20 protein-coding genes are annotated in these 23,501 nt (G+C 61.5%); 10 read left to right on the top strand and 10 right to left on the bottom strand.

Annotated elements, in window-relative coordinates; all coding sequences use genetic code 11:
- Positions 1 to 2 precede the first annotated feature (2 nt).
- Positions 3 to 968 carry an NAD(P)-dependent oxidoreductase gene (locus tag GSQ83_RS04415; protein WP_158801674.1) on the top strand — a complete coding sequence of 322 codons (966 nt, stop codon included), beginning with the start codon at positions 3 to 5 and terminating at the stop codon, positions 966 to 968.
- Here GSQ83_RS04415 and GSQ83_RS04410 read toward each other — a convergent pair.
- Positions 965 to 2,419, bottom strand: a complete 1,455-nt coding sequence (locus GSQ83_RS04410) for a hypothetical protein (protein ID WP_158801673.1) — start codon at positions 2,417 to 2,419, stop codon at positions 965 to 967. The genes GSQ83_RS04415 and GSQ83_RS04410 overlap by 4 nt on opposite strands.
- A gap of 544 nt (positions 2,420 to 2,963) precedes the next feature.
- Between GSQ83_RS04410 and GSQ83_RS04405 the strand changes: the two genes are divergently transcribed.
- Positions 2,964 to 3,965, top strand: coding sequence for a GNAT family N-acetyltransferase (locus GSQ83_RS04405; RefSeq protein WP_158801672.1), 1,002 nt, complete (start codon positions 2,964 to 2,966; stop codon positions 3,963 to 3,965).
- Positions 3,966 to 4,294: 329 nt separating this feature from the next.
- Here the strand turns inward: GSQ83_RS04405 and GSQ83_RS04400 are convergent, their stop codons facing one another.
- The 6 genes from GSQ83_RS04400 to GSQ83_RS04375 form a co-directional block, all read right to left on the bottom strand.
- Entirely contained in the window at positions 4,295 to 5,473 is a 1,179-nt protein-coding gene (locus tag GSQ83_RS04400) for a glycosyltransferase (protein ID WP_158801671.1), read from the bottom strand.
- A gap of 189 nt (positions 5,474 to 5,662) precedes the next feature.
- Positions 5,663 to 6,424, bottom strand: a complete 762-nt coding sequence (locus GSQ83_RS04395) for an FkbM family methyltransferase (RefSeq protein ID WP_216849930.1) — start codon at positions 6,422 to 6,424, stop codon at positions 5,663 to 5,665.
- Between the two features lie 134 nt (positions 6,425 to 6,558).
- Positions 6,559 to 7,746: an acyltransferase gene (locus GSQ83_RS04390; protein ID WP_158801669.1), complete on the bottom strand. Its 1,188-nt coding sequence runs from the start codon at positions 7,744 to 7,746 to the stop codon at positions 6,559 to 6,561.
- Between the two features lie 864 nt (positions 7,747 to 8,610).
- Positions 8,611 to 9,144 carry a molybdopterin-dependent oxidoreductase gene (locus tag GSQ83_RS04385; RefSeq protein ID WP_158801668.1) on the bottom strand — a complete coding sequence of 178 codons (534 nt, stop codon included), beginning with the start codon at positions 9,142 to 9,144 and terminating at the stop codon, positions 8,611 to 8,613.
- Complete coding sequence (locus GSQ83_RS04380; protein ID WP_158801667.1) at positions 9,141 to 10,136, bottom strand: GTP-binding protein; 996 nt, start codon at positions 10,134 to 10,136, stop codon at positions 9,141 to 9,143. Before GSQ83_RS04380 ends, GSQ83_RS04385 begins: the two co-directional genes overlap by 4 nt.
- The gene (locus GSQ83_RS04375; protein WP_158801666.1) at positions 10,133 to 11,152 is read right to left on the bottom strand and encodes a LacI family DNA-binding transcriptional regulator; all 1,020 of its coding nucleotides are present in this window, start codon (positions 11,150 to 11,152) and stop codon (positions 10,133 to 10,135) included. The genes GSQ83_RS04380 and GSQ83_RS04375 overlap by 4 nt, the downstream gene beginning before the upstream one ends.
- A gap of 159 nt (positions 11,153 to 11,311) precedes the next feature.
- Between GSQ83_RS04375 and GSQ83_RS04370 the strand changes: the two genes are divergently transcribed.
- From GSQ83_RS04370 to GSQ83_RS04345, 6 genes are all read left to right on the top strand, one after another.
- The gene (locus GSQ83_RS04370; RefSeq protein WP_158801665.1) at positions 11,312 to 12,418 is read left to right on the top strand and encodes a substrate-binding domain-containing protein; all 1,107 of its coding nucleotides are present in this window, start codon (positions 11,312 to 11,314) and stop codon (positions 12,416 to 12,418) included.
- Positions 12,415 to 13,959 carry a sugar ABC transporter ATP-binding protein gene (locus GSQ83_RS04365; RefSeq protein WP_158801664.1) on the top strand — a complete coding sequence of 515 codons (1,545 nt, stop codon included), beginning with the start codon at positions 12,415 to 12,417 and terminating at the stop codon, positions 13,957 to 13,959. Before GSQ83_RS04370 ends, GSQ83_RS04365 begins: the two co-directional genes overlap by 4 nt.
- Complete coding sequence (locus tag GSQ83_RS04360; protein ID WP_158801663.1) at positions 13,956 to 14,957, top strand: ABC transporter permease; 1,002 nt, start codon at positions 13,956 to 13,958, stop codon at positions 14,955 to 14,957. Before GSQ83_RS04365 ends, GSQ83_RS04360 begins: the two co-directional genes overlap by 4 nt.
- 9 nt (positions 14,958 to 14,966) lie before the next feature.
- Positions 14,967 to 15,920, top strand: coding sequence for a cyclase family protein (locus GSQ83_RS04355; RefSeq protein WP_158801662.1), 954 nt, complete (start codon positions 14,967 to 14,969; stop codon positions 15,918 to 15,920).
- A gap of 48 nt (positions 15,921 to 15,968) precedes the next feature.
- Positions 15,969 to 16,904: a 2-hydroxyacid dehydrogenase gene (locus tag GSQ83_RS04350; RefSeq protein ID WP_158801661.1), complete on the top strand. Its 936-nt coding sequence runs from the start codon at positions 15,969 to 15,971 to the stop codon at positions 16,902 to 16,904.
- A 93-nt stretch (positions 16,905 to 16,997) separates the two neighbouring features.
- On the top strand, positions 16,998 to 18,902 hold the full coding sequence (locus GSQ83_RS04345; RefSeq protein ID WP_158801660.1) for a bifunctional diguanylate cyclase/phosphodiesterase: 1,905 nt from the start codon (positions 16,998 to 17,000) through the stop codon (positions 18,900 to 18,902).
- 134 nt (positions 18,903 to 19,036) lie between these two features.
- On the opposite strand, the gene glk is transcribed toward GSQ83_RS04345, so the two are convergent.
- The 3 genes from glk to GSQ83_RS04330 form a co-directional block, all read right to left on the bottom strand.
- Entirely contained in the window at positions 19,037 to 20,029 is a 993-nt protein-coding gene (gene glk / locus GSQ83_RS04340; protein ID WP_158801659.1) for a glucokinase, read from the bottom strand.
- A gap of 77 nt (positions 20,030 to 20,106) precedes the next feature.
- Positions 20,107 to 21,132: an inorganic phosphate transporter gene (locus tag GSQ83_RS04335; RefSeq protein WP_216849929.1), complete on the bottom strand. Its 1,026-nt coding sequence runs from the start codon at positions 21,130 to 21,132 to the stop codon at positions 20,107 to 20,109.
- Positions 21,133 to 21,137: 5 nt separating this feature from the next.
- Positions 21,138 to 21,776 (bottom strand): DUF47 domain-containing protein, encoded by a 639-nt coding sequence (locus tag GSQ83_RS04330; RefSeq protein ID WP_158801658.1) that lies wholly within the window; start codon positions 21,774 to 21,776, stop codon positions 21,138 to 21,140.
- 189 nt (positions 21,777 to 21,965) lie between these two features.
- Between GSQ83_RS04330 and GSQ83_RS04325 the strand changes: the two genes are divergently transcribed.
- Positions 21,966 to 23,210 carry a winged helix-turn-helix domain-containing protein gene (locus GSQ83_RS04325; RefSeq protein ID WP_254065497.1) on the top strand — a complete coding sequence of 415 codons (1,245 nt, stop codon included), beginning with the start codon at positions 21,966 to 21,968 and terminating at the stop codon, positions 23,208 to 23,210.
- Between the two features lie 83 nt (positions 23,211 to 23,293).
- Positions 23,294 to 23,501: SDR family NAD(P)-dependent oxidoreductase (locus GSQ83_RS04320; protein ID WP_158801657.1), on the top strand; the 208-nt coding region annotated here is incomplete at its 3' end.

The following is a 23,501-nucleotide window of genomic DNA, read 5'->3' as shown; positions in this document are numbered from 1 at the left end:
CAATGGCTAAGGTCCTTGTCACAGGAGCGACGGGGAGGAGCGGCGGCCACGTTATCTCGAGCCTCGTGGGGCGAGGGCACGAGGTCCACGGCCTCTACCGAAGCGCTCCCGGCGCGAATTCCGCCGTAATCTGGCACCAAGTGGACCTGAGCCAGCCCGAGGCCCTCGCGCCCATTCTCGACAACTGCGACGCCGTCATTCACCTGGCGGCGGAGCTGCGCGACCAGCGCGTGATGGATGCGGTCAATGTCGAGGCGACCCGGCGGCTCGTCGCCTTGTCCGAGGAACGCGGCATCCGTTATTTCGGTCATGCGAGTTCGATCGTGATCTACGGATCACCCCGCACGAGATTGGTGGACGAGCAAACGCCTCGCCTCGACCCCTCCGCCCCCATGACCAAACAATATTACGCCGAGCCCTATATGCTCGACTATGCCCGGACCAAGGCTGCCGGGGAGGCCGCCATCGAAGCACTGGCGCCGAGGATGACCGTCGATTTCTACCGGCCGGGCGTGGTCACGGAGGATGCCGATCTGCTGAACGCCGGGAATTGGAGCAAGGCGCGGAAGACCTTCGCCGCCTATCGCCGCAACCAGTTCATCACCGCGTTCGATACGGCCGCCGCCATTACGCATCTGATGGAGCGCGGCCTCTCGGTTTCGCCAGCACCGCGAAAGACGATCGAGGCATACAACATCGTCGACGATGATGGGGGCACCTATCGCTCGCTGCTCGCCAATGCCTATCGAGCGACCGGGGACGATCGCTTCAAGGTGTCACTGGATGTCCCCGTGTTGCTCGATATGGGGAAGGATTTCGCGCGCTACCGCAACCCGGGGATCCGCTTTCCGCTCGGGATGCTCAAGCTCTCTGGCACCAAGCTGCGCGCCGCGGGCTTCGTCTTTCCTGTCGGCATCAACCGCGCCATCGATGCGGCGATCGCGCGTCTCGGATCAAAGACAGGCTAAGACGCTGTCTGCGAGTAGCCTGTGCCGGCCCTCAACACGGCTTGCCCCGGCAGGCTTGCGCTGCGGAGACCGAGGAGGCGCGGTTCGATCGACATGCGCGCGAGCACGCCCACCACGCAGCCGAGCTGAAGGAAAAACGCGAGCGAGGTTATCATCGGTCCCGAGATCAAGGCCGCGCCGAATTGGCCGCACATCGAGGCGGTGAAGCCCGCGGCCAGCACCTGCCCGGGATGGGTTGGTGAGGCGACGCGTGCCCGCCGGCTGAGGCGGTAGAGACCCCAGATAAGCCAGGACACCATCACCAGCCCGAACACGCCGCCATTCGCGAGGAGGCCGGGTATCAGACTGGAACTGCGATAGCTTCCCCAGCCGACCCCCAGCCCGTCGGAAGCCGCCAGAGCTTCGATCGCACCGGAGTCGAGGCTTGACCGTGCCTCATAGGAGTCGCTGTCGCCCTTGGTCAGCGTCGCGGTGACGACGGTGTCTACCGAGTCGATCAGACCGGGCTTGATCACGAAAAGCGGCCCGAGCACCAGCACCGCACCGATTAGCAAGACCCCCATGGTCCTGAATGCCCGTTTCAGCGAGCTGAGATCGCCACCCACCGAGGCCAACCCCAGGACCAGCGGAAGGCCGACGACGAGCGTGACGATTCCGGTCGTCGATGTCGAAAGCAGCACGCAGAGGATCGACAGGGCCAGCAGCAGATTGGGCTTCATAAGCCGGTATCCGCGAATGGACAGCCACAAGCAGCACAGGGCTACGCCGGACAGGTAGAAGGCCAGCGCCGCGGGCTCAGAGAACGGCCCCTGCATCCGCGGAACCGCGCCGAAGCTTTGCGTCACGATGGCGAAGCCGGGGTTGGAGTGCAGGAGATCCTCGGGATACCAAATCCCGCCAAGACGATTGGCGAACTGCCAGAAAACCAGCGCGACCACGATATAGCCGCCGAACATATATCCCGCGATGATGCGCTCGTAAGGCACCGAGCCGCGCGTGACATAAATCGCCGCCGTCAGGGCGAAGAGAACGTTCATGCCCAGGTACAGCACTTGCGTGATATTGCCGAAGGTGAATTCAAGCGGCACGAGCGCGCCGAAAGCCAGCGGATCCGGCTTCTGCGGCGAAACGAAGATGCGGCCGGCGAAGGTATCCGGCAGCAGCCAGGCCGAGATAACCGCGTAGACCAGTAGCAACAGCAAAGGGGCCATGGCGCGGAACACGGTGCCCTCACCCGGGTAGCGCATGCCAAGCGCGTATTGGGAGATGATATAGATGATAAAGAGCAGGCCCGGCACCATGGCCGGCTGCAGGCCGAAGCTGCCAAAGGTCAGCGCCGAAGCCGCTTCGAACACGGCCGATAGCAGTGCCAGCTGCAGAAGCCGCACCGGGTTGTAAGCCCAGAGCAAGCTGAGCGGTATCAGAACGATGCCGAGCTGCGTTATCTGCATGGTGTGGTAATTTGCCTCACGAGGGGTACGCGATCCCAGGCCGCGCCGCAGTCAGCCAAGTCCAGCGGCTACTATACGCTGATGCCACAGTCCGGGCGACGCCCATTGTGCTCAGCCCGGCCGTGCTGTCCGCTCGCGCGCCGGACCGGGCCGCGGAACGAGGTGTATGGCGTCTTCCATGGCCCCTCATGCACAGTCACGCCGGTCCAAGGCAAGTGAATCCCTGTCTGCATTTGCTATTCAGAAGGTATTACGCTTCAATACTCAGATTAGCCAAGGTCGAAAAGGCGGAGGACCAAGGTGGGCACTCCGCATCAATTTGAATAGGAAGTGACTTGAGGAAGCGCGTTATGACGAGGCCCGCCCGGAGTTTCGACGTCGCCAACCTTCGCGGCGAGGCCGCAAAACGTATCCGGCTGGTAACGCTCGCAATCGATGGTGGAAAATTAGCTATCTTGCATCTTCATCTACCGAATCAGGTCAATGGTTCAAACACGCTCGGGCTGCTATCGTATTTTCGGGATTATAAATTGGGTATTAGGATATGTTGGATCACGCGCCGATTTTTGAGCAAGAGTGGTGGTATCAGGCTGCAACAGACGGAAAATGGAAGCAAGTCGAATACAATGACGGGAAGAATCTCACAGCAAAGCTGATTTTCGCGGAACATAGGTATCGGGGCCTAACGGTCATCGGCATGCCGACGCTCGCGCGTGTGATGCAACCAATTATTCATCTTGGGGCGGCCAAGCCGAAAGAGGATCTTTCCTACAGCGTGAAAGCGCTCAAAGGATTGGCTGATCTGTTGCCGAAACATGATCAGTTTAAATATAGCCTCCCGCCCGACTCGAAGATGGACATCGCCTTCTGTCTTGCCGGATACACTGTATCCGCGAACTATACCTTTCGCACCGATCCCAGCGGTGGCCATGATCCCTGGGTAGAGATGGATCAGAAGGTTCGCTACAATATCAAGACCGGCTCCAAACGCATGGGCGTCGAATTTCACGACGACATTGCCCGGTACATAAAGCTGTCGAGCCTGTTCATTAAAGACAGGGCATTCACCGACATCGTCGATTACGGCGCCATCACCCGGATCTGGGAAGCTTGCTTTAGCCGGAAACAGGCCACGATCCTGTCCTGCGTTGATGCCCAGGGGCAGGACATCGCGAGTGCGATACTGATTTGGGACAACCGCCACCTCTACTACTGGCTGAATTGCCGCAACCCGGAATCGAACGACTACACGGCGAATAGTGTTCTGATCTGGAACGCGGTTGAATTTGCGCAAAAGGCGGGTCTGATTTTCGACATGGATGGCTATGCCACTCCGAATGCGGGAATTTTCCTCTCGCGCTTCGGTTTGCTGCCCCATCGCCGCTTTGACGTTTCGATGATCAAGAGCGCGGCGCGTTTGAAGACGGCGTTCTCGTCTCACCTGGTCGAGATGGTCGGGCCGAAGCTCCGGAAGCAACTGCTGACGGCGAGAAACGTCATCCGGCCGCCGAAACAGCGCTTCGCCTTGCCGAACGTGGCGACCTGAGGGTCGTGCCGGGGGTCGCGCTCGGCCTGATGGGACCCCATGGAAAACGGAAGCTCCTCTCCTCGCACCGCAGTAGGTTGCGGCGGCGGGGAGAGGAGCTTCCGGTTTAGATGCGGGATGTCTTTGGTTTGAACCGGCCTCAACCCACCACGTCATGCTCGGCGCAGGCCGGGCATCCACGCCTTCCTCCCTCGACGAAGGCAAGGCGTGGATGGCACGGGGTGCCCCGCACGCCTTCGCGTGCCATGACGGATCGTTGGAGCACGGTTCAAGTTAGAGCCGTCGCGCTTTAGATGCTCAGAGAGCTTCGCGCAGCCGCCATGGGATCATCAAAAGGCGGGCATCTCAGACAGTCTCAGCCGGTCCAGCACCGCCTTCGCTTCCCCAGTCCGATTGAAGGTCGCGTGGTAGTTGCGCGCCGCTATCCGTGCCGCCGCGAGTTTTTGCTCGTTGCCGAGTAGGTTGGCGACACTCGCCTCGCTGATCGGGAAGACGGCTTGCTCGTAACCCGGCGGAAGGCCGTCGAAAGCCTGTTTCGAGGCAAAGGCTGGAATCCCGGCCTCCAGGGCCGCCATGATCTTCATCTTCAGCCCGGTGCCATCGACCGGCGAAAGAGCCGCCTTGCTGCGGGCATAGATATCGGCAGGGCGCTCCACATAGCCCAATAGGCTGACATTGGGGAACCGCTCCGCCGCGGCGATGACATCCGGGTCATTGCAGACAAGGCCGCAGACCGCGATCTTGTAGCGCGACAGCCAGCTTCCGTGTTTCTCCAACATGTCACAGAAGCCGCGCGCATTCATGCTGTAGCCGGACCCCACGAAGACCAGATCGATGTCGGGCACAGCCCGCTCGACTTCCTCGGCGAGGATACGCGGCGCGGCCCAGGATGACACGTAGAAGACATCGTCCCCGTTCAGCATCATCCGGAAGAAGGCCGCCTCGGGTGGCGAAATCGCGATGACGGAGCTCGCGGTTTGCAGCGCCGCGATTTCGCCCCTGAGCTTGCGCAGGGATGTCGTCGAGACCGAGCTCGAATTCGTGAGTTTCGCCCATTTGGCGAAGTTGATGTCATGCGTGTCCACTAGGCAGCGTGCGGGATCGACCCCGTTGAGCTGGTTGAGCCCATGGGCGTAGTTCACGAAAACAGCTTGTGACTCGGATTTCAGCCTGTCGAATTCGGGGCTCCAGCCATGGACCGAGAGACGAAGAAGGCGATCCGCCGAGCCGGGGAAAACCGAGATGAGGAGATTCTTGACCCGTGTGAGGATTTTGAGCTTCGACGTATAGGGTTCCAGCACCAGCTCGACATTGGGCCAGCGCTTCCGGAACGCAGCGATATTGGCCGGTGTCCAGGGGAAGTCGGGGTGGTTGTCGTAGGAATAGACCGCGACGTCCTTGTATGTCTCGCTCAGCCGGTCAACCAGCGAGCAGACGCGCGCGTGACACCCATCCGATTCAGGCGTGAAGGCGCCGTAGAAGTAGACCGTGACCTTTGTGCGATTCATCGGTTCGTTTCTCTCAAAGCTCACTCGAATACGGGACGATCGGCCGTTTTCGTCGCTGGCGAGCCAGTATCCTTGCGACGGGTTCGAGAGGGTTCCGCGGATGTCCGCGCGCGTCTCTCATAGGGACGACGATACCGGAACGGGGCATGCGGCTCAATGCCACCAAATGTGGGGGGCATATGAACGAAGTCATGATGCCGGCGGCTCGTAAAATGACGGATTATACATAATGCAGTCGACTTCATTTAAGTCGGGGAAATGTCCGGCATTGTTCGGAACGAGGGCGGAGAGTCTGAAGCCAGCGTTTTTGTAGAATTCGAGAACCTCCGCGAAACCGGGCTGGTCCTTGTACAGGTTGGTCAGGGCAAGTTCACTTTGAAGGCCGGCAAATCGGACCAGGTAGGGTCCTGCGCCCTTGGCGACAGCGACATCGTGACCTTGCGTGTCCATCTTCAAAAATGGACGGCTGAACTTGTATTTCGCGTGCAAAGCTGGGAACACGGTGTCAAGTGTCTGCGTTGTGACATCGATCCGCCGCTCCACCGCATTTAGTTCGACGAAAGTTGCGACACCAGTGTGGTCTGGTTCGTGCAATGAGCTGAACTGCGAGCTCTTCATGACGTTGAAGGTCAGTGGGCGACTGATCTCGTCAAGAGCCAGTTCTTCGACGACCCATTTGTCGTCACCGCGTGCCGCGTTCCGCAAAACCTGAGCGACGTCGGGGTTGGGTTCGAAGGAGACGATCAGACCCTTGAAACCGATTTCCCGCAGCCGCGCCGCGTATTGGCCGATATTCGCGCCGACGTCGAACACACAATCGATCCGAAAGACCGCCAGGAAACGTTCGAGCTGTTCAGGCTCTATAAGCTCCCAGGCCGCGCCTTTGCGCGTGAAAGTGACGCCCAGGGGCTTGCTCAGAACCTCTACGATTTGCCGTTTCCAGCTGGCCATTGGCGCCCCAGACAGTTTATTGAGATCAATCAATAGGTTAAACGGCTAATGTAACTGATGCATTTCGATGCACTCAAATTCGCTAGGAGCCTAATATATTTGAAATCGTAACATTCCGCCACCTCATCGTCAAGTCAAGCGGGTTGCTTCCGCGAAGAGCTTGAGAGGTGAACCATGCGCTTCCAGCTTTCCCGAAGCTTTCGCTGCACAGGCAGCTCGAAACCGCGGAAAACGACAAGCGAGAGGGCTATCAAGATGCCGCCGTAGACTAGGAGGAAGACATCGGAGTTCTCGGTTTTGAGAGACAGGAAACCCCGCATGATGGCGAGCGCGAAGATGAGCTGAAGCGGGAAATGCAAAAGATAACTCGAATAGGAAATCTCGCCCAGCCACGAAAGGTAGCGGTATCTGAAGGTCGTTGTCGCTGTGGTTTCGTGCATGGCCAAAAGCAGGATGGTCAATGGGAACAGGATGTAGGCCACGCTCAATCTCAGCGCGATGCCATTGACCGGCAGGATGAATCTCGCGAAATCGCCATGCGCCATCAGCGGGGCGTAATTGCCCGCCAGGACGGCGAGCCAGCCGGCCACGCAGGCGAACATCGTCATCAAGAAGATCTTCGGCCGGTGAACCGAGTTGCGCACCCGCAGGAAAAGATAATACACCAACCCGCCCTCGAAGAAGCCGCAGATGCCCATCGCGATGTTCTGGTGCTTCGAGTAAATGAACAGCCCGAGCAGGAAGATCACGAATGGAACCAACGCGTATCTGAGCAGGCCGAACCAGGCCACGGCGCAGAACAGGCCGTACATGATCAGCTCTATGGTGATTGACCAGGTCGGCCCATTGAAGGATGCACCTGCACCATTGGACTGAAAAAACAGCAAACCCCGCAGGAAATGCGAGAGGTCATTGGCGCCGTATATGAAAAACTGCCCGGTTTCGCGACGGAACGTTAGCTCAAGCGCGGCGACGACCAGCAGTGTCACGAGATGCAGCGGATAGAGCCGGGTGATTCGCAGCACCCAAAAATCGATCACCGACAAGGACCTGTCCCCAAGCCTGTCCGCGTAGAGCCAGAAAAATATGAAACCGGAGATCAGGAAAAAGAGATCAACAGCGATGTAGCCGCTCGAATAGAACAAACTCAGGGCCCAAAAGAACGGCTGATGGGAGTGATCCAGCGGTGGCGCGGTGTTCGACCAGGTCAGTTGGTGTGTGCCGAGCAATTGGAAATGCTGCCAGTGCCACAGAACAACGGCGAGCGCCGCGAGACCGCGCAGGGCGTCCAAAGCATGAAGTCTAACTCTGGTCTCTGGCAAGATAATCCCCAATAGGTAGGCGGCCGTTAGTGCTTGGACCGAAGTCGCGGTATGTTCGGGCGCAATAACCAATCTCGATTGTAAGTTGTCGTCGGTCAACGTAGTGGAAATCGGGAGATGATCTCATCCCTTCGAACAGTTGCTGTGAGCTGTAGCAAAGACGGGGGATTCGCCGCAGGGATGATCGGCGTCACCCGTTTGCGTGGCGCGACTACGAATCCTCGCCTTCCGGCCACTGTCGGGGTTCAAACCCTGTCCATCGCGGGGGGTGAGAGCAAAGGCACTATTCCGGCAGGCGTCTCAACGCGGCGAAGGCCATGAGATCGGTGGGGCCGAAGGACAGTGATCGAGGCGACGGTGCCAAGGGCACCCGCCGGCGGCCGCGATGCTGCCGCGCAGATCGACTGCCTTGACAGCGAACGTTGAGCATCGATTTCTCGCTCCAGAGCAGCGAATCAAAAGATTTGCCTTCGGGAAACCTCAGCTTTTGGAGAAGAATCGACCAAATATCAAAGAGTTGCCCTGTAACCTGATCGCCCTACCTCACATTGAGGAAACTCGTTCCGAGGAACAACAATGAGTAGGCATCTCGGTGACTGTCAGGTATCAACTCATTCGTCTTGATGACTAAGGATGATTCAAAATCATGGGCTCTCCGCGGGCGCGGCCGACCGGACTTGATGTATGGAGACTAGTCCATGGCGAGGGCGGCTCGATGAAAAAGGCTGCGGCGACGCTGGGCATTTCGGTCAGCGAAGCTTACGAATATTTGGCTGACGAACGGCTGCGACGAGACATCTTGGCCCATAGGCAAGCGGCGAGCACGTCGATCCTTCCTCCTCGGAGGTAGGGCGTAAGGGCCCGTCACTTTTCCAGCGACGGCGCCTCCACGACCGCGATGCGGACCACATCCCGAACGCTTCGGCCTCCGCGGCGATCCCCCGGCACCACAACACGGAGATGATCCGGCCCGAGCGGCTTACCATCCAGCCGCTCCGCCAGGAGGATCTGTTTACCCTCGAATTCCGGCGCGATCTCTCCGGCTCCGAATACGGCGGTATATCCGTCGCTCCCGGTCACGAGAATGGTCTCGCTGACCTGCTTGTGGGGTTTCTTCGGATCGACGGCTTCCGCATTTTCGAGGATCGTCCACAGCAGAGGGCCTTCGAAGGTGCCTCGAAGTGCTCCGTTCATCGTCCCGATCGAAACGCCGACTTTGATCGCGGGAAGCCGCGCGAGAGTCTCCGCCGAGAAATCGACAGCGACGCCAGGCCCCGTGACGATTACTGTTCCAGTCTGGGCCGATGCCTCGGCGCACCAGGCGGAATCGAGCGCTCCGCAGGCTAGAATAGTCATGCTAGCGAGCGTGAGGGCGAGACGATCACGCAGATAATTCATTCGGCGGCTCCTTGATCTGGCCATGGCAGAACGACCAATCCAGTGCAGGCAAATTGATCCACGATGCTCGCCGGAACCGCGTCATCGAAAATCAATATCAAGAAATCCTCATCATGGCCGCTGCCGGGAGGCGCCTCGACAATCGGGTAGAAGGTGTGATGAACGGCTTGGATGATCACAGGCGCCTTGTGTGCGTCAAAGCTCAGTCGACCTTTTAGCCGGAGAAGCCGCGGACCAAACTCATTCAAAACGTCGTTGATCAAGGTTTGGAAAGCAGTCCAGGTTAGCGGACGTTCCGGCCGTAAAACGAGCGTTGTCGTTCCTGCCAGATGGTCCGAGCCACTGTCGCAGGATATCGAAGGGGGCAACGGCCGACTGGCTGTTCGGCGGAACAGGTGATCCGGTTCGATCACGGCATCGCTTTGCCGGATGCTCGCCAGCGGGTTCATTGCGATCAATCGATCGTGGAGATCTGAGACCTCGGTAGGCGTTACAAGATCGCATTTTGAAACAGCAATATAGTCCGCGACGCGAATCTGGTTGCGGCACGTCGCCCCTGCGATCTGGCTGGGCGCATATTCGGCATCGACCAGCGTCGTGATGCTCTGCAGCGCGAAGGCATCTGACAACATCGGATGCGACGTGATCGACGCAACCAGAGGAGCTGGCTCCGCCAGTCCAGTGGTCTCGATGAGGATGCGGCCGAAATCGGGGATCGACCCCATCAACCAGGCCCGATGGAGTTCGCGGAGGGTCTGCACAACGTCCTGGCGAATCATGCAGCACAAACAGCCATTCGGCAGCAGAATGACGTTGTCGGTGACAGCCTTGATGAGGTGGTGATCCAGGCCGATTTCGCCGAACTCATTCACGATCACCATCGTATCCGCCATATCGGGATGGCGAAGCAGCCGGGTAATCAGGGTCGTCTTCCCGCTGCCCAGATATCCGGTAACGAGCGCGATCGGCCAGGGCGGGCGCGCATCCGTCATGTTTCGCGAAGGATCAGCCTCGGGGCGATCAGAATGCGTTCCGGCGCTCCGTCGGGCATGGCGATCCGCCGCAACAACAGCCGGGCGGCCTGAATGCCGACCTCGACCGGCAAGGTCGCAACGGTGGTGAGCGCCGGAACGGAACTGGCCGCCTCGGGAATGTCATCGAATCCTATGACGCTCAGGTCCCGTCCGGGTGTCATCCCCCGCCGCCGCAACTCGGCGATTACCCCCAAAGCCAGAAGGTCATTGTGGCAGAGGACGGCGCTCGGCGGTGAGGCGGAAATCAGCGTTTCTCCGATACGGTCGGCGGCCTCGGACCGGGAGGAGGCTCCGGGTGTCACCATACCGGGGCCAAGCCCATGATGGCGAAGCGCCGACAGGAAAGTATCGATGCGCTCTCGTGCGGCGGAGGTATTCTTGGCGCTCGGCATAAGAGCGATATGCCGATGCCCGGCGGCAACGAGATGGTCGATGGCGGCCCATGTGCCGCGCGAGAAATCCGGCGAGACGAAATCGGCGTCGATCCCGGCGATCGACCGCAGGATCTGCACCACGGGAACCCGCCACTCCCGGAGCTGCCTGAGAAGCCAGGGCGAGCTTCCCTCGGCCGCGCTCAAGATGATGCCATCCACGCCTTGTTCCCGGATGCGACGGATGAAACGCTCCTGCCGCTCCGGCCGGTCATTCGAGGTGGCGAGGTAGGTGAGGCGCCCCTCGACATCAAGAACCTCATCGATCCCGGCTGTGAGTTCCGCGTAAAATGGATTGGTTATTTCCGGAACGATGAGCCCGATCGTTCCGGAGGTTCCCGTTCGCAGCCGTGCCGCGCCGCGATTATAGACGTAGCCCACAGTCAGGATCGCGCTCTCGACGCGTTCTCTCGTGGCCGCGGCGACCAATGGGCTTTGACGCAAGACGAGCGAGACCGTGGCGCGCGAAACGCCGGCTTCCGCCGCCACTTCTTTGAGCGTCGCGTCGCGCCGCTCCGCGACAGGGCTGAGTTCGGAGTTCAACGTGCCGACCGGTTCAAAACTCGCGGACCATAGGAAGGCAAGCCGCCACTGTCGACAGAATTTAGATCGATCTAAAATACGTTGACCGCTTTGCCCGCTTTGGGGGAGAGTGGCCGGAAATCGATGCGCCACCTGAAGAGCGCGATGAGGGAGAGAGCGATGCGATTAGGAAATCTGGCTTTGAGTGCCGTCGCGGGTGCCGGGCTCGCTTTGATCTGCCAGGGCGCTTTCGCGGCGGATGACACGGTCGCTGCGGCCAAGGCGGCGGTGGCCCGTTACGCGGGACCGCAAACCGTTTGGCAGGGGCCAACCTCGGCGCCCAAACCGGCAGCGGGCAAGTCCATCGTGTATTTGTCCGGGGATGAGCAGAACGACATTTCGCGCGAATATGGCCTCTACATGAAGCAGGCCGCGGCCAAGCTTGGGTGGAAGCTGACCGTGATCGATGGCAAGGGCAGCCCATCGAACTGGGTCGCCGGTTTCAACCAGGCAATCGCCCTGAATCCAGACGGGATCGCGATCTTCGCGGATGCCAAGAGCCTGCAGGATCCAATCCGCACGGCGGTCGGCCGGAATATTACCGTGATAGGTCTGCACGCGGCCTCACTGCCGGGGCCTCAGCCTGACCTGCACCTTTTCGTGAATATTCAGGAAGACCCACGCGAAATCGGCAAGGCCGAAGCCGACTGGGCTATCGCGGATAGTGACGGCAAGGCCCGCGCCGTGGTTGTCACGCACAACGAGTATCAGATCGCCGCGACGAAATCCGGCCAGACGCGCGACACTTTCCAGGCATGCCCCGGCTGCAAGATGCTCGATTATGTGAATTTCCCGGCGTCTGAGGCCGCTCAGCGGATGCCGCAGCTAACCACGAGCTGGGTTCAGCGTTTCGGCGTTCCGATTTACGTTACATCGGTCGGCGACAATGATCTCGACTTCGCCATTCCCTCTTTGCGCAGCGCCGGCGTTCCTCCCGCACAAGCGAAGCTTATCGGCGCGGACGGCAATCGTTCGGCCTATGAGCGGATTCGCAAGGGCGATCAGTATCAGACGGTGACGGTCTCGGAGCCCATCGAGCTGCAGGCCTATCAGGCGATTGATGAGTTCAACCGGGCCTTCAACAAAGCGCCGCCGAGCGGCTTCGTGCAGCCGCCCTACCTCGTAACGGCGGAGAATGTCGGAACGGAAGGCGGCGACAAGGATATCTTTGTTCCGTCCAATGACTACAAGAACCACTACCTCAAGCTTTGGGGCGTGTCGCCTTGAGCGAAGGCGGCGCCAGACCGGCACAGGAGCAACCGCTTCTCGCGCTGGAAGGCGTCGCCAAGCAATTTACCGGTACGCTCGCCCTTGATGGCGTCGATTTCGACGTTCGCAGGGGCGAGATACACGCCTTGCTCGGCCAGAACGGCGCCGGGAAATCGACGCTGATCAAGATCCTGGCTGGCATCTATCCGCCGACGGCCGGGCTCATACGCTGGAATGGCGAGGTGGTGGATCCGGCATCGGCGCATTTGCCGATTACCTTCATTCACCAGGATCTCGGCCTCGTCGATTTCATGACGGTGGCCGAGAATGTCGCGATCCTGGCTGGCTATCCGAGGCGCCGCGGCATCATCGATTGGCGCGGTGCAGCATCGGCTGCGCGTGAGGCACTGGGACGCATGGATAGCGCGATCGATCCGCAAACGCGGGTTGGCGCGCTTTCGGCAGCCGAGAAATCCATCGTCGCCATTGCCCGTGCGCTCGCCACGCGGTGTGATCTGCTCGTGCTCGACGAGCCGACAGCCGCTCTTCCCGCAGCCGATGTCGATCTTCTGCTCGGCACATTGCAGCGGCTGAAGGCGAGCGGCATTGGTTTGTTGTATGTCACGCACAGGCTCGATGAGGTGTTTCGCATTGCGGATCGGGTGACGGTTCTGCGCGATGGCCGCCGCATTGCGACGCGTGACATCGCCGCGACCTCGCCACCCGGTCTTGTCGATTGGATTGTGGGAGGCGCGCTCGCGCAGACCGAATTCGCGACGGTTCCTTCGTCCGACGAAGTATTGCTGACACTGGATGGTGTGGTCGTCGGTCAGGAAGACGGTTCCGGCTTCGTGGGACCTGTCAGCCTAAATATTCGCAGGGGAGAGACGCTTGGCCTCGTTGGTTTACGGGGCGCCGGCCATCATGCGCTGGGGCGGGCGTTGTTCGGAGCGCTGCGCGTCCATGCAGGCAGCGTGAACTTCAAGGGCCATGCGATCGCGAGCGCAAATTCAGGCGAGGCAATCCGCAGCGGGATCGGTTTCGTGTCGAGCCGCCGTGCCGAGGAAAGCCTCGCCGGCGGGCTGAGCGTGCTGGAGAACCTTTATGTCAACTCGCGTGCCAGGGGCATTTCGCCGTTCCGACCAGTCGGCCGCGCAGGGGAGTTGGAAGCCTGCCGAAAGGCTCTGGCACGCTTCTCGGTGCGGCCTCCCGATCCTACACCCCCAATCGTCACCTTGAGCGGCGGGAACCAGCAGAAGGTCGTGGTCGCGCGCTGGATGGAATCGGATGTCGAGCTTCTCGTTCTTGAGGAACCGACCATCGGCGTCGATGTCGGTTCCAAGGCGGAAATCTATCGGGATCTTGAGCTGGCACATAAGCGGGGCCGCGCCGTTCTCCTGATCTCGTCCGATTTCGAGGAGGTCGAGAAGGTCTGCCACCGCGCGCTTGTCTTCAATCGCGGCCAGGTCACGGCCGAGATCCTGCGCCCCGACATCACCGTCGCGAAGCTCACAGCTCTCGCCGCCGGCCCGGAACCTTCCTCGGAGATTGCCGCTTGAGTCCCCGGGTGCGCGGCTCAGGAGGACGGGCTTTCTCGCAGGCCATCTCCGTTTGGGGCTTGCTGGTTCTGCTGGTTGTGTTGATCGCGGTGTTCTCCGCGCTGAAGCCTGATACCTTCCCGACCTATTTCAATTTCCGTTCGATCATCAACAACAGAGCGATTTCCGCGCTGCTGGCTTTGGCCGTGTTCTTGCCGATGACGGCGAATCATTTCGACCTCTCGGTCGGATTCCTCCTGGGCATCGCTCAGGTTCTGGTAATCGGTCTGCAAGGCCAAGGGCTGAGCTGGCCGGAAGCGGCAGGCGTCGTGCTGCTGCTGGGAGCGCTCGTCGGATTGTGCAACGGCGTGCTGGTCACGGTGGTCGGCATCGACAGCTTTATCGCGACACTCGGAACCGGCACGCTGCTCTATGGATTCAACGAGTGGTACACCGGCGGCCAACAAGTCGTCGCCAGGCTGCCGGAGAGTTTCATCGGCCTGTCCGGCGTTCTCTTCGGCATTCCTCTTCCCGCGATCTATGTCCTCGTCCTCAGCCTCGCATTGTGGATCGTGTTCGAATTCCTCCCGGCGGGCCGGCATCTTTACGTGCTTGGTGCCAATCCCCGTGCGGCCGAACTCAACGGCATCTCCGCCAAGCGCTATGTGACGGTGGCTTTCGTCGCAGCCGGAGTGACCGCCGCCTTCGCGGGCATCGTGCTGCAGTCGCAGCTTCAGGTCGGTCAAAGCTCCGTGGGGCAGGAGTATTTGCTGCCCGCTTTCACCGCGGCACTGCTGGGCGCGACCTCCATCCGTCCGGGCCGCGTCAATGTATGGGGCACCATCCTCGCGGTCGCCGTTCTGGCGGTGACTGTGGCAGGGCTCAACCAGCTGGGCGCGCCATTCTTCGTCGAGCCGATCTTTGATGGCGCCATGCTCATCCTGGCCGTCGGCCTCGCGGTGACCGCCGCGAAGCGACGGGTTAAGCTCAGCGCCGCGACCATTCCCGCCAGCAAGTGAGAAAAGCCTGTGCCTGAACAACGGAATGACGATCCGGATCAAAGCCCGGCTTTAGGCGCGGAATGGTACCCGTCGCGGTGGGGTGCGGAGGATCAGCGCGGCAATGGCAATCTCATGGGTCCGGAGAAGATCCGCGAGGCGCTGACACTTGTTCAACGCAACGAAATCATCCGGCTCGGCCATGAATACGATTCCCGGATTCCCCTCGCGCCCGGCCGTATCTTCGGCCTGCGCATGCCCGGCGGGCCGACCGGCGGACCCCATGGCGGGCGAAGCAAAACCGTGTGGAACGATGAATTCCTCGCGACCGAGATCGGCCAGATCGGCACGCATATGGATGCGCTCGGCCATCTCGGGCGGCAGATCGGCGACAAGGCAGATCACGGCAATATCCGGTTCTACAATGGTAACCCGCTCTCCGAAATCTGGTCGCCCTATGGGCTGACCCGGCTCGGGATCGAGAACGCGCCCATCTTCTTCACCCCTGGCCTATTGCTCGACGTGCAGGGGCTGAAGGGCCGGGTGATGGATCCGGGCGAGGAAATCACACCCGCCGATCTACAGGCTTGCCTTGAACGGCAGGGGCTGGATGGGGCCGCGTTCTCGCCCGGCGACGCTGTCCTGATCAGGACGGGCCATGGCTCGCGTTTCCGCACGGAAGCGGCGACTTTCTACGACGGCGCGCCGGGGCTGGGTCTACCGGCCGCCGAATGGCTTGCGAAGAAGGCGCCCTGCGTGGTGGGCGCGGACAATTTCGCGGTCGATGTTGTGCCGCCCGTGGACCCGGAGGTCTTCCATCCCGTCCACCAGCACCTCATCATGAAACACGGCATCTATCTTCACGAGGGCATGAAGCTTGACGAACTCGCGGAAAAGCAGGCTTGGCGTTTCGCCTATGTCTTCGCGCCGCTGCCGATTGTCGGTGCCACCGGATCACCTGGCACGCCCTTTGCGTTGACGTGAATTGCGCTGGTGTGAAACGACTGCCGAGACGCGACAAGGGAGATCAATGTGAAGCCTCGCCTGCTCCAACTTTGCACGCTGATGCCCTCGACCCAGGCGACGCTCGATGCGCTTTATGAAGTGCATCATTGGCCCGAGCCAGCGCTGCGCGAGGCGTGGCTGCGTGACTACGCCGCGGAAACACGCGCTGTCGTCACCGGCGGTCATGTTGGCATCGATACAGCACTAGCGGCGCGCCTGCCCAATCTCGGCATCGTTGCGATCAACGGTGTGGGTTACGATCGCATCGACTTGGCCGCCGCACGGCAAGCCGGCTTTCGCGTCACCAATACGCCCGACGTGTTGACCGATGATGTCGCGGATCTCGCGATCGGCCTGATGATTGGCGCGATGCGGAATTTCGCGTCCGTCGACCGGCACGTGCGGGATGGTTTATGGCCTCAGTCGCAACCTCCGCTCGCCCGCCGGGCCTCTGGCTTGCGCTACGGCATCGTCGGACTTGGGCGGATCGGCCGAGCGATCGCGGCGCGGCTCGCCGGCTTCGGCGGCAGCATCGCCTATACCGGCCCTACGCCTAAAACCGGCGCCTATGATTATTTTCCCGATGCCACGTCGCTGGCATCGGCCTCCGACGTGCTCTTCGTCGCAACGGCGGCGTCGCCCGCGACCAAGGGCCTCATCAGCCGCGCCGTGCTTGATGCGCTTGGTCCGAACGGCGTGGTGATCAACGTGGCCCGCGGCTCGCTGATCGACGAGAGCGCGATGGTGCAGGCGCTAGTGGAGGGCCGGATCGCCGGAGCAGGGCTCGATGTCTTCGAGGACGAGCCGAAGGTTCCGCAAGCCCTGTTCGCATTGCCGCAGGTGCTTCTCACCCCCCATATCGGCAGCGCCACAACCGAGACGCGAGAGGCGATGGGCCGCCTGATGCTCGACAATCTCGAGGCATTCTTCGCCGGCCGCGCCTTGCCAACTGCCGTCGTCTAGGGCCCGCCCGCCCACCAGTCGCGCGATTTTCTGTGCCGACTCCTGGCAATGCCTTGTATACAGGGCAAGTTTTGCCGCCAGGGAGCGAATGGCATGCGGGCGCAAGCGCAGAGTCTGATCCGGCTCCTGCGGTGGCTGGTACGACACAAGAGGTCGTCATCCACCGAACAGGTGCTGCTCATGACCGGGATGGTGCTCACCCGCACTACCTCCCTGGTTGCAGCCTCGATCTGCTCCTCGCTCGTGGCGCTGGAGATCTGGTTGCGTACCCAGGCCATCTGGCCGCTGATCTGGCTGGGACTGGAAGCCGTGTTCCTCGTCCTGCGCTGCGTCCTCATCGTCAATGCGCGCCGGGCGCATCGGCACCGGCGGGAGGGGCCGGTGCTGGTCTATATCGCGAGCGGCTGCGCCTGGGCGGCGATGATCGGTATCGCCGCCTTCGGCTGCGCCCTCAGTCCGGATCCCATCGTGGTGCTGATGGCGGCGCTTATGGTGGTCGGCATCATCGGCGGCATCACCGCCCGCAATTCGCCTATCCCACGCACCGCCATCCTGCAGCTTCTACTTTGCAGTCTGCCCTACATGTTGGGGATCGCGCTCAACTTCCAGCGCTGGGAAATCATCCTCTGCATACTGGTGCCGGCGAGTATCCTCGGCATGATCGCCCTCACCGGGCGGCTGCATGAACAGGTTCTCAACCTCATAGTCGCGGAGCGGGAGAATGCCTTCCTCGCCAATCACGACAGTCTGACGGGCCTGCCCAATCGCGCCGGCTTTAACGATCATCTGTCCCGCATGCTGGAGCGCAATGGTCGCGCCGAGCCGTGGTTCGCGATGCTGTATCTCGACCTCGACGGCTTCAAGGGCGTCAATGACACGCTGGGCCATGCGGCGGGGGACATGGTGTTGCGCGCCGTTTCCGAACGCCTGACGCAACAGGTCGGCCAAGATGCTTTTGCCGCCCGGCTCAGCGGCGACGAATTCGCGGTCCTCCTCCCCGCGTCCACGATCAGCACGGCGGAGGCGCTTGCGGCCAAGATTATCGAGGCGGTTTCGCAGCCCATCGAATTCGGGGCTGCCTGGCCGATCCGCGTAGGGGTGAGTGTCGGGATCGTCAGCGTGCCGGAGCATGGGCACGACCCGACAATCCTGCTCTCGCGCGCCGATGCGGCGCTCTATTCGGCCAAGGCGAGTGGAAAAGGCCTGGTCTGCCTGTTCCAGCCGGGGCTGGACCGCCGCGATCTCCAAAGCGAGTTGAAGGAGGCCATCGGGAATCCGGACCAGCTCATTCTGCAATACCAGCCGATTATCAGCAGCCAGACCGGCGAAGTGGTCTCGCGCGAGGCCCTGATCCGCTGGCGCCATCCCCGCATGGGCATGCTGCCCCCGTCCGAATTCATCCCCGTCGCCGAGCAAAGCCGGCTGATCGTGCCGCTTGGAGAATGGGCGCTCCATCGCGCCTGCCGGGATGCGGCGACCTGGACCGACGGCGCCACCGTCGCCGTGAATGTTTCGCCGCGCCAGCTGGGTGGCCGTGGAATAACGGAAGCGATCGCCGACGCACTTGCCCAGTCTGGCTTGCCCGCCGCACGCCTCGAAATCGAGTTGGGCGAGACCTCTCCCTTGGCGCGCACGCCGGAGGTCTTCGACGATCTCAACGCCATTCGGCAGATGGGTGTGCGCATCGCGCTGGATGATTTCCCGACCGGCTATTCAAGTCTCGCCGCGCTTGACTGGTTCCCCTTCGACCGGATCAAGATCGAAGGTGGCGTGCTGCGGTCTGTGCCGCATCAGAGGCAGACGGAAAGCATCGTGCGGAACCTGATGTCGCTTGCTCAGGAACTCGGCATCCGTGTGACCGCCGAGGGAATCGAGACGGAGCAGCATCTCGCGATCGCCCACCGTCTCGGGATCGACGAGTTGCAAGGCTACCTGATCGGACGCCCGCAGGCGGAGCCTATGAGCGTCCAAAAGGCGAAGCGAGCCTCGGCGAAGTAGTCGCGCCGGGGGTTGTCATCGACCTGTTCAGCGGACTCTTCGTCATGCTCGGCGAAGGCCGAGCATCCTCGCCTTGCCTTTACGCCGGAGTATCCTTGCAAAGACTACTCTCTATCACGGATGACTTCCGAAATTCACCCGCGTGCCTCCTGCTCCAGCCCGTACATCGACGCTCCGAGTAGTGCCGCGTTCATCGTGATGATTCGCACCGGGATCGAGCGCAGCAGATTCGCGAAGCGGCCCTTGGCGGCGAAGGTTTGCATGAAAGCGCCGTCCTGAAGCTGCGGCACAAGGCGTGGGGGCAAGCCGCCCGCAAGATAGACACCGCCAGTCGCCATCACCTTCATGGCCAGGTTGCCGGCTTCCGCGCCCCAGACATCAATCACGATACGCAGCGTTTGAGCGGCCAGAGGATTGTTGTTCGGGTCATTCAGCGCGGCATCGAGGATCGCGGGTGTGCGGTCATGCGCGGCATGTAGGACGGCCGCGAAGGCGGGAGTTTCCGACAGGGGATCGAGCGACCTCACGTAATCATAGACGTTCGGAATACCCGAGCCGGCGCAGACCCGCTCATAGGCCGCGTGCCGGAAGCGATCAGTCAGGTAGGCCCATAGCCCCGCCTGAATCTGATTGATCGGCGCGAAATCGACATGGCCGCCTTCGGACGCACAGGCGATGTATTCCGTGCCGCTCCAGATCAGGAAGGATTCGCCGAGCCCAGTTCCAGGCGCCATGACCGCGATCGGGCCATGGTCGATCGCCTTACCCGGATTGATCTCCGCCAGTTCCTCGGACCGCAACTGCGGAACCGCATGCGCGATCGCCCTGAGATCGTTGAGCAGAGTGACGCGTTTCAGCCCGAGGCCTTTGGCCAGGGCCGCTTCCTCGAGGTTCCAGGGCAGATTGGTCAGCCGCGCGCGGCCACCGACAACCGGGCCGGCAACATCGAAACAGGCAGAGGTGGCGGTTCCGCCGTGATGCGCCAGAAAGGTCTCCACGATCGGCTGCAGCCCGTCGAACTTGCCGCTCGGAAATTCCTCCTCGGCCAGGAACTTGCGGGGGCCGCCTTCCAGGGAGACGAGGGCCAGCCGCGTCGTCGTGCCGCCGATATCGCCAGCGATCAGCATCAGTTCGGTTCCTTCCAGAGCTATCCGATCTCAGCGCGCGACAATCCTCCGGTCTCTCCCGCAGTGCAACCGAGGGTCTATGAAGAAGAGGTCAGCCGCATCGCCAAAATGCCGAGCCAATAGCAGGCCGCGGCCACCAAGGCAGAGGCCGGCACGGTGATTCCCCAAGCGACAACAATGCCGCGCGCTACACCCCAGCGCACCGCCGAAACGCGACGCGCGGTGCCTACGCCGATTACGGAACCCGTGACGGTATGCGTTGTGGAAACGGGAATCCCGAGCCATGTCGCACCGAAAAGCGCCGCGGCGCCGCCAGTCTCCGCGCAAAAACCTTGCACGGGCGTAAGATGCGTTATGCGCGACCCGACCGTACGCACGATTCGCCAGCCGCCGCACAATGTCCCAAGCGCCATCGCGGCCTGACAGCTCAGAACGACCCACATCGGCACATGAAACCCACCGGACAAGCGCCTCTGAGAGAATAGCAGGACGGTGATGATCCCCATCGTCTTTTGCGCGTCGTTGCCGCCATGCGCGAGGCTCAGCAGCGCCGATGAGATGAGTTGCAAGTAGCGAAAGCGTTTATCCACGGCGAAGGGCGTGGAGCGGAAGGCTAGCCAGGACACGCCCAATACCAGCGCCATCGCTATGAGCAGGCCTGTCACTGGAGAAAGGATGATTGCCGAGCCAATCTTCGCCAATCCGCCCCAAACGACTGCTTCCGGCCCGACCTTCGCGACCCCCGCGCCGATAAGACCACCGACCAGCGCGTGACTGCTGCTGGAGGGTATGCCGAGACGCCAGGTCAAAACATTCCAGAAGATCGCGCCCGCGAGCGCCGCGAAAATCACAAGAGGGTCAACGATGCTCGCGTGAACCACACCATTGCCCATCGTCGCGGCGACATGAAGCCCGAACACGGTGAAAGCGATGAAATTGAAAAAAGCCGCCCAAATTACTGCCGTGATCGGACGCAGCACGCGCGTCGACACAATGGTCGCGATAGAGTTCGCGCTGTCGTGCAGTCCATTGAGGAAGTCGAATGCCAAGGCCGTAACGATGAGAAACACGAGCACGGGCATGCCGACAATCATGCTGCTCATGGCCGCTAGACCTGCTCGACCACGATGCCGTCGATGACATCCACTACATCCTCGCAGCGATCGACTACGGCCTCGACAAGGTCATAGACTTTCTCGACCGTCAGCTTGTAGCCAGCGGATTGATCACCCGCGAACAGCCGTCGCAATCCTCTGTCGAGTAATTCATCGGCCTCGCTTTCTATGCCCCGAACGGCCACCGACATGGTCGTCAATTGTTGCTCGAACTCGCCGATCGAACGCAGGAGCGGCATTGCATCCCGAATCTCGGTTGTGGCGCGCACGGCGCAATCGGCCATGCCCTGCATTTCGGCCGTGAAGCCGACGCCGTAGCGAATCATGCGGCGGCCGGTATCCTTCATGAGGTCGATCGTGTCATCGAGCGCCGTTATGAGATCGAGGATCTGCGAGCGATCGAACGGAGTAACGAAGGTGCGGTGAATAGCCAGTATCGTCTCGCGCGTGATCTGATCGGCCGCATCTTCAAGCCGGTTGATTTCTACCGCATGCCGCTCGGCGTTCCCGTCTCCGGACATAAGGGCACGAAACTCTTCCGCGGCGGGAACAATCAACTTCGAATGCTCAGTGAAACGTTCGATGAACTTCTGATCGCGCGGCATCAGGGAGCGGAAGAAGTGCATCAGCATGAAGGGTCCTCATAAATGCACATCCGTGGTCGGCATAGCCGCCCTCCCACGCTCAAGCGGGGATTATGACAGCAACCGGGAACGGACGGCGAGCAGGAAAGGCCGCCAATGCCTGCCCTTGGTGGGGGAACGGCCCCGAGGCTGGAAGGATGCCCGTTCACCCATCGTGAGTGATCGAAGGTTGCCCCCTTGACCGCGAACCGGCTTGATAAGGCCATGGAGAGAATTTCGGCACTCATGGCCCGGCGGATCGCGCTGGCGGCCCAAGGAATCGGTCGTGCCCGGCCCGATGCGCCGGCCCGCCGGCACGTTCTTGGAATGGTTCAGCGGCTGGGCGCGCTGCAGATCGACAGCGTCAATGTCCTGACGCGCGCCCACTACATGCCCGCCTTTTCGCGGCTAGGCGCCTATCCCCGAGCGGCACTGGAAACCCTGGCCTGGGGAAACAAGCGTGAGCGGGCGCTGTTCGAATATTGGGGTCACGAGGCATCGCTGCTGCCCTTCGCCATGCAGCCCTTGTTCCGCTGGCGCATGGCGCGCGCTGAACGCGGGCAGGGGCTGTGGTCTGGCCTCGCCCGATTCGCCGCCGAGCATAAGCGGCAGGTAGCGGCGGCCATGGCCGAAATCCGCAACAACGGCGTAATGGCGGCCGCCGATCTCACCGATGGCGGCGCCTCGCAATCAGCCTGGTGGGGTTGGAGCGACGGCAAGAAGGCCTTCGAATACCTGTTCTGGAGCGGCCAGCTCGCCGTGGCCGGTCGGCGCGGCAACTTCGAACGCCTCTATGACTTGCCGGAACGCGTTTTGCCGGTTTCGATTCTCGCCATACCCACCCCTGACGAGGCGGATGCACAACGCGCCTTGGTCGCGATTGCCGCTCGCGCCCTGGGCATTGGCACAGCCGGCGATTTCGGCCGCTATTTCCGGTTGGGTCCGGCGGCCGGGGACCGAGTCGCTGAGTTGGCGGAGGCTGGCGAGTTGATCCCGGTCGAAGTTACCGGCTGGGGGCGCTCGGCCTATCTCCACCGGGATGCGGTCATTCCCCGCAGGATAGCGGCCCAGGCGCTGGTCTCCCCCTTCGATCCGCTGCTTTGGGAGCGTGATCGTGCCGAGCGAGTCTTTGGCTTCCACTACCGGATCGAGATTTACGTACGGGCCGAAAATCGCCTGCACGGCTACTACGTTTTGCCGTTTCTGCTGGGCGACAAATTTGTCGCCCGGGTCGATCTCAAGGCCGACCGGCAAGCGGGCGCGCTCCATGTTCTCGCCGCCCATATGGAGGAGGCCGCGGATCTTAGGGCTGTGGCGGAGGCACTGACCACCGAGCTGTCCTCCCTTGCCGCTTGGCTTGGTCTGGACCGGGTGGAGATTGCTCGCCGCGGGGACCTTGCCCCGGCGCTTAGGGCGCAGGCAAAGTCCGGCGGCCGAAACTGAGGACGAATTGCCGCGCCGACCCTTTTACGGTTCAGTCAGCTTAAGAAGAGACGACCCCAAAACGCATTGAGCGGAGCCGAGACATGAGCGATCTCACACTAGCCGGGAGGTTTGCCGGACGAGTCGCGATCGTGACGGGGGGTGCGGCTGGCATCGGCCTGGAGATAGCGGCGCGCATTACCCGCGAAGGTGGCCGGGTGAGCCTTTGGGACCGCGACACCGCAAGGCTCGATGCGGCACGTGTGGAAAGCGGGGCGGCCCATAGCCACAGGCTTGATATCTCGGATGCCG

This window comes from Acidisoma sp. L85 (assembly GCF_009765865.1).
GTDB lineage: Bacteria > Pseudomonadota > Alphaproteobacteria > Acetobacterales > Acetobacteraceae > Acidisoma.
The sequence above is the reverse complement of the archived record's forward strand: the minus strand, read 5'-3'. Positions and strand labels throughout refer to the sequence as shown.

Coding starts and splice junctions, on each gene's coding strand:
- GSQ83_RS04415 (WP_158801674.1), top strand. CDS start 3: ATGGCTAAGGTCCTTGTCACAGGAGCGACGGGGAGGAGCGGCGGCCAC.
- GSQ83_RS04410 (WP_158801673.1), bottom strand. CDS start 2,419: ATGCAGATAACGCAGCTCGGCATCGTTCTGATACCGCTCAGCTTGCTC.
- GSQ83_RS04405 (WP_158801672.1), top strand. CDS start 2,964: ATGTTGGATCACGCGCCGATTTTTGAGCAAGAGTGGTGGTATCAGGCT.
- GSQ83_RS04400 (WP_158801671.1), bottom strand. CDS start 5,473: ATGAATCGCACAAAGGTCACGGTCTACTTCTACGGCGCCTTCACGCCT.
- GSQ83_RS04395 (WP_216849930.1), bottom strand. CDS start 6,424: ATGGCCAGCTGGAAACGGCAAATCGTAGAGGTTCTGAGCAAGCCCCTG.
- GSQ83_RS04385 (WP_158801668.1), bottom strand. CDS start 9,144: ATGAATTATCTGCGTGATCGTCTCGCCCTCACGCTCGCTAGCATGACT.
- GSQ83_RS04380 (WP_158801667.1), bottom strand. CDS start 10,136: ATGACGGATGCGCGCCCGCCCTGGCCGATCGCGCTCGTTACCGGATAT.
- GSQ83_RS04370 (WP_158801665.1), top strand. CDS start 11,312: ATGCGATTAGGAAATCTGGCTTTGAGTGCCGTCGCGGGTGCCGGGCTC.
- GSQ83_RS04345 (WP_158801660.1), top strand. CDS start 16,998: ATGCGGGCGCAAGCGCAGAGTCTGATCCGGCTCCTGCGGTGGCTGGTA.
- glk (WP_158801659.1), bottom strand. CDS start 20,029: ATGCTGATCGCTGGCGATATCGGCGGCACGACGACGCGGCTGGCCCTC.
- GSQ83_RS04335 (WP_216849929.1), bottom strand. CDS start 21,132: ATGAGCAGCATGATTGTCGGCATGCCCGTGCTCGTGTTTCTCATCGTT.
- GSQ83_RS04330 (WP_158801658.1), bottom strand. CDS start 21,776: ATGCTGATGCACTTCTTCCGCTCCCTGATGCCGCGCGATCAGAAGTTC.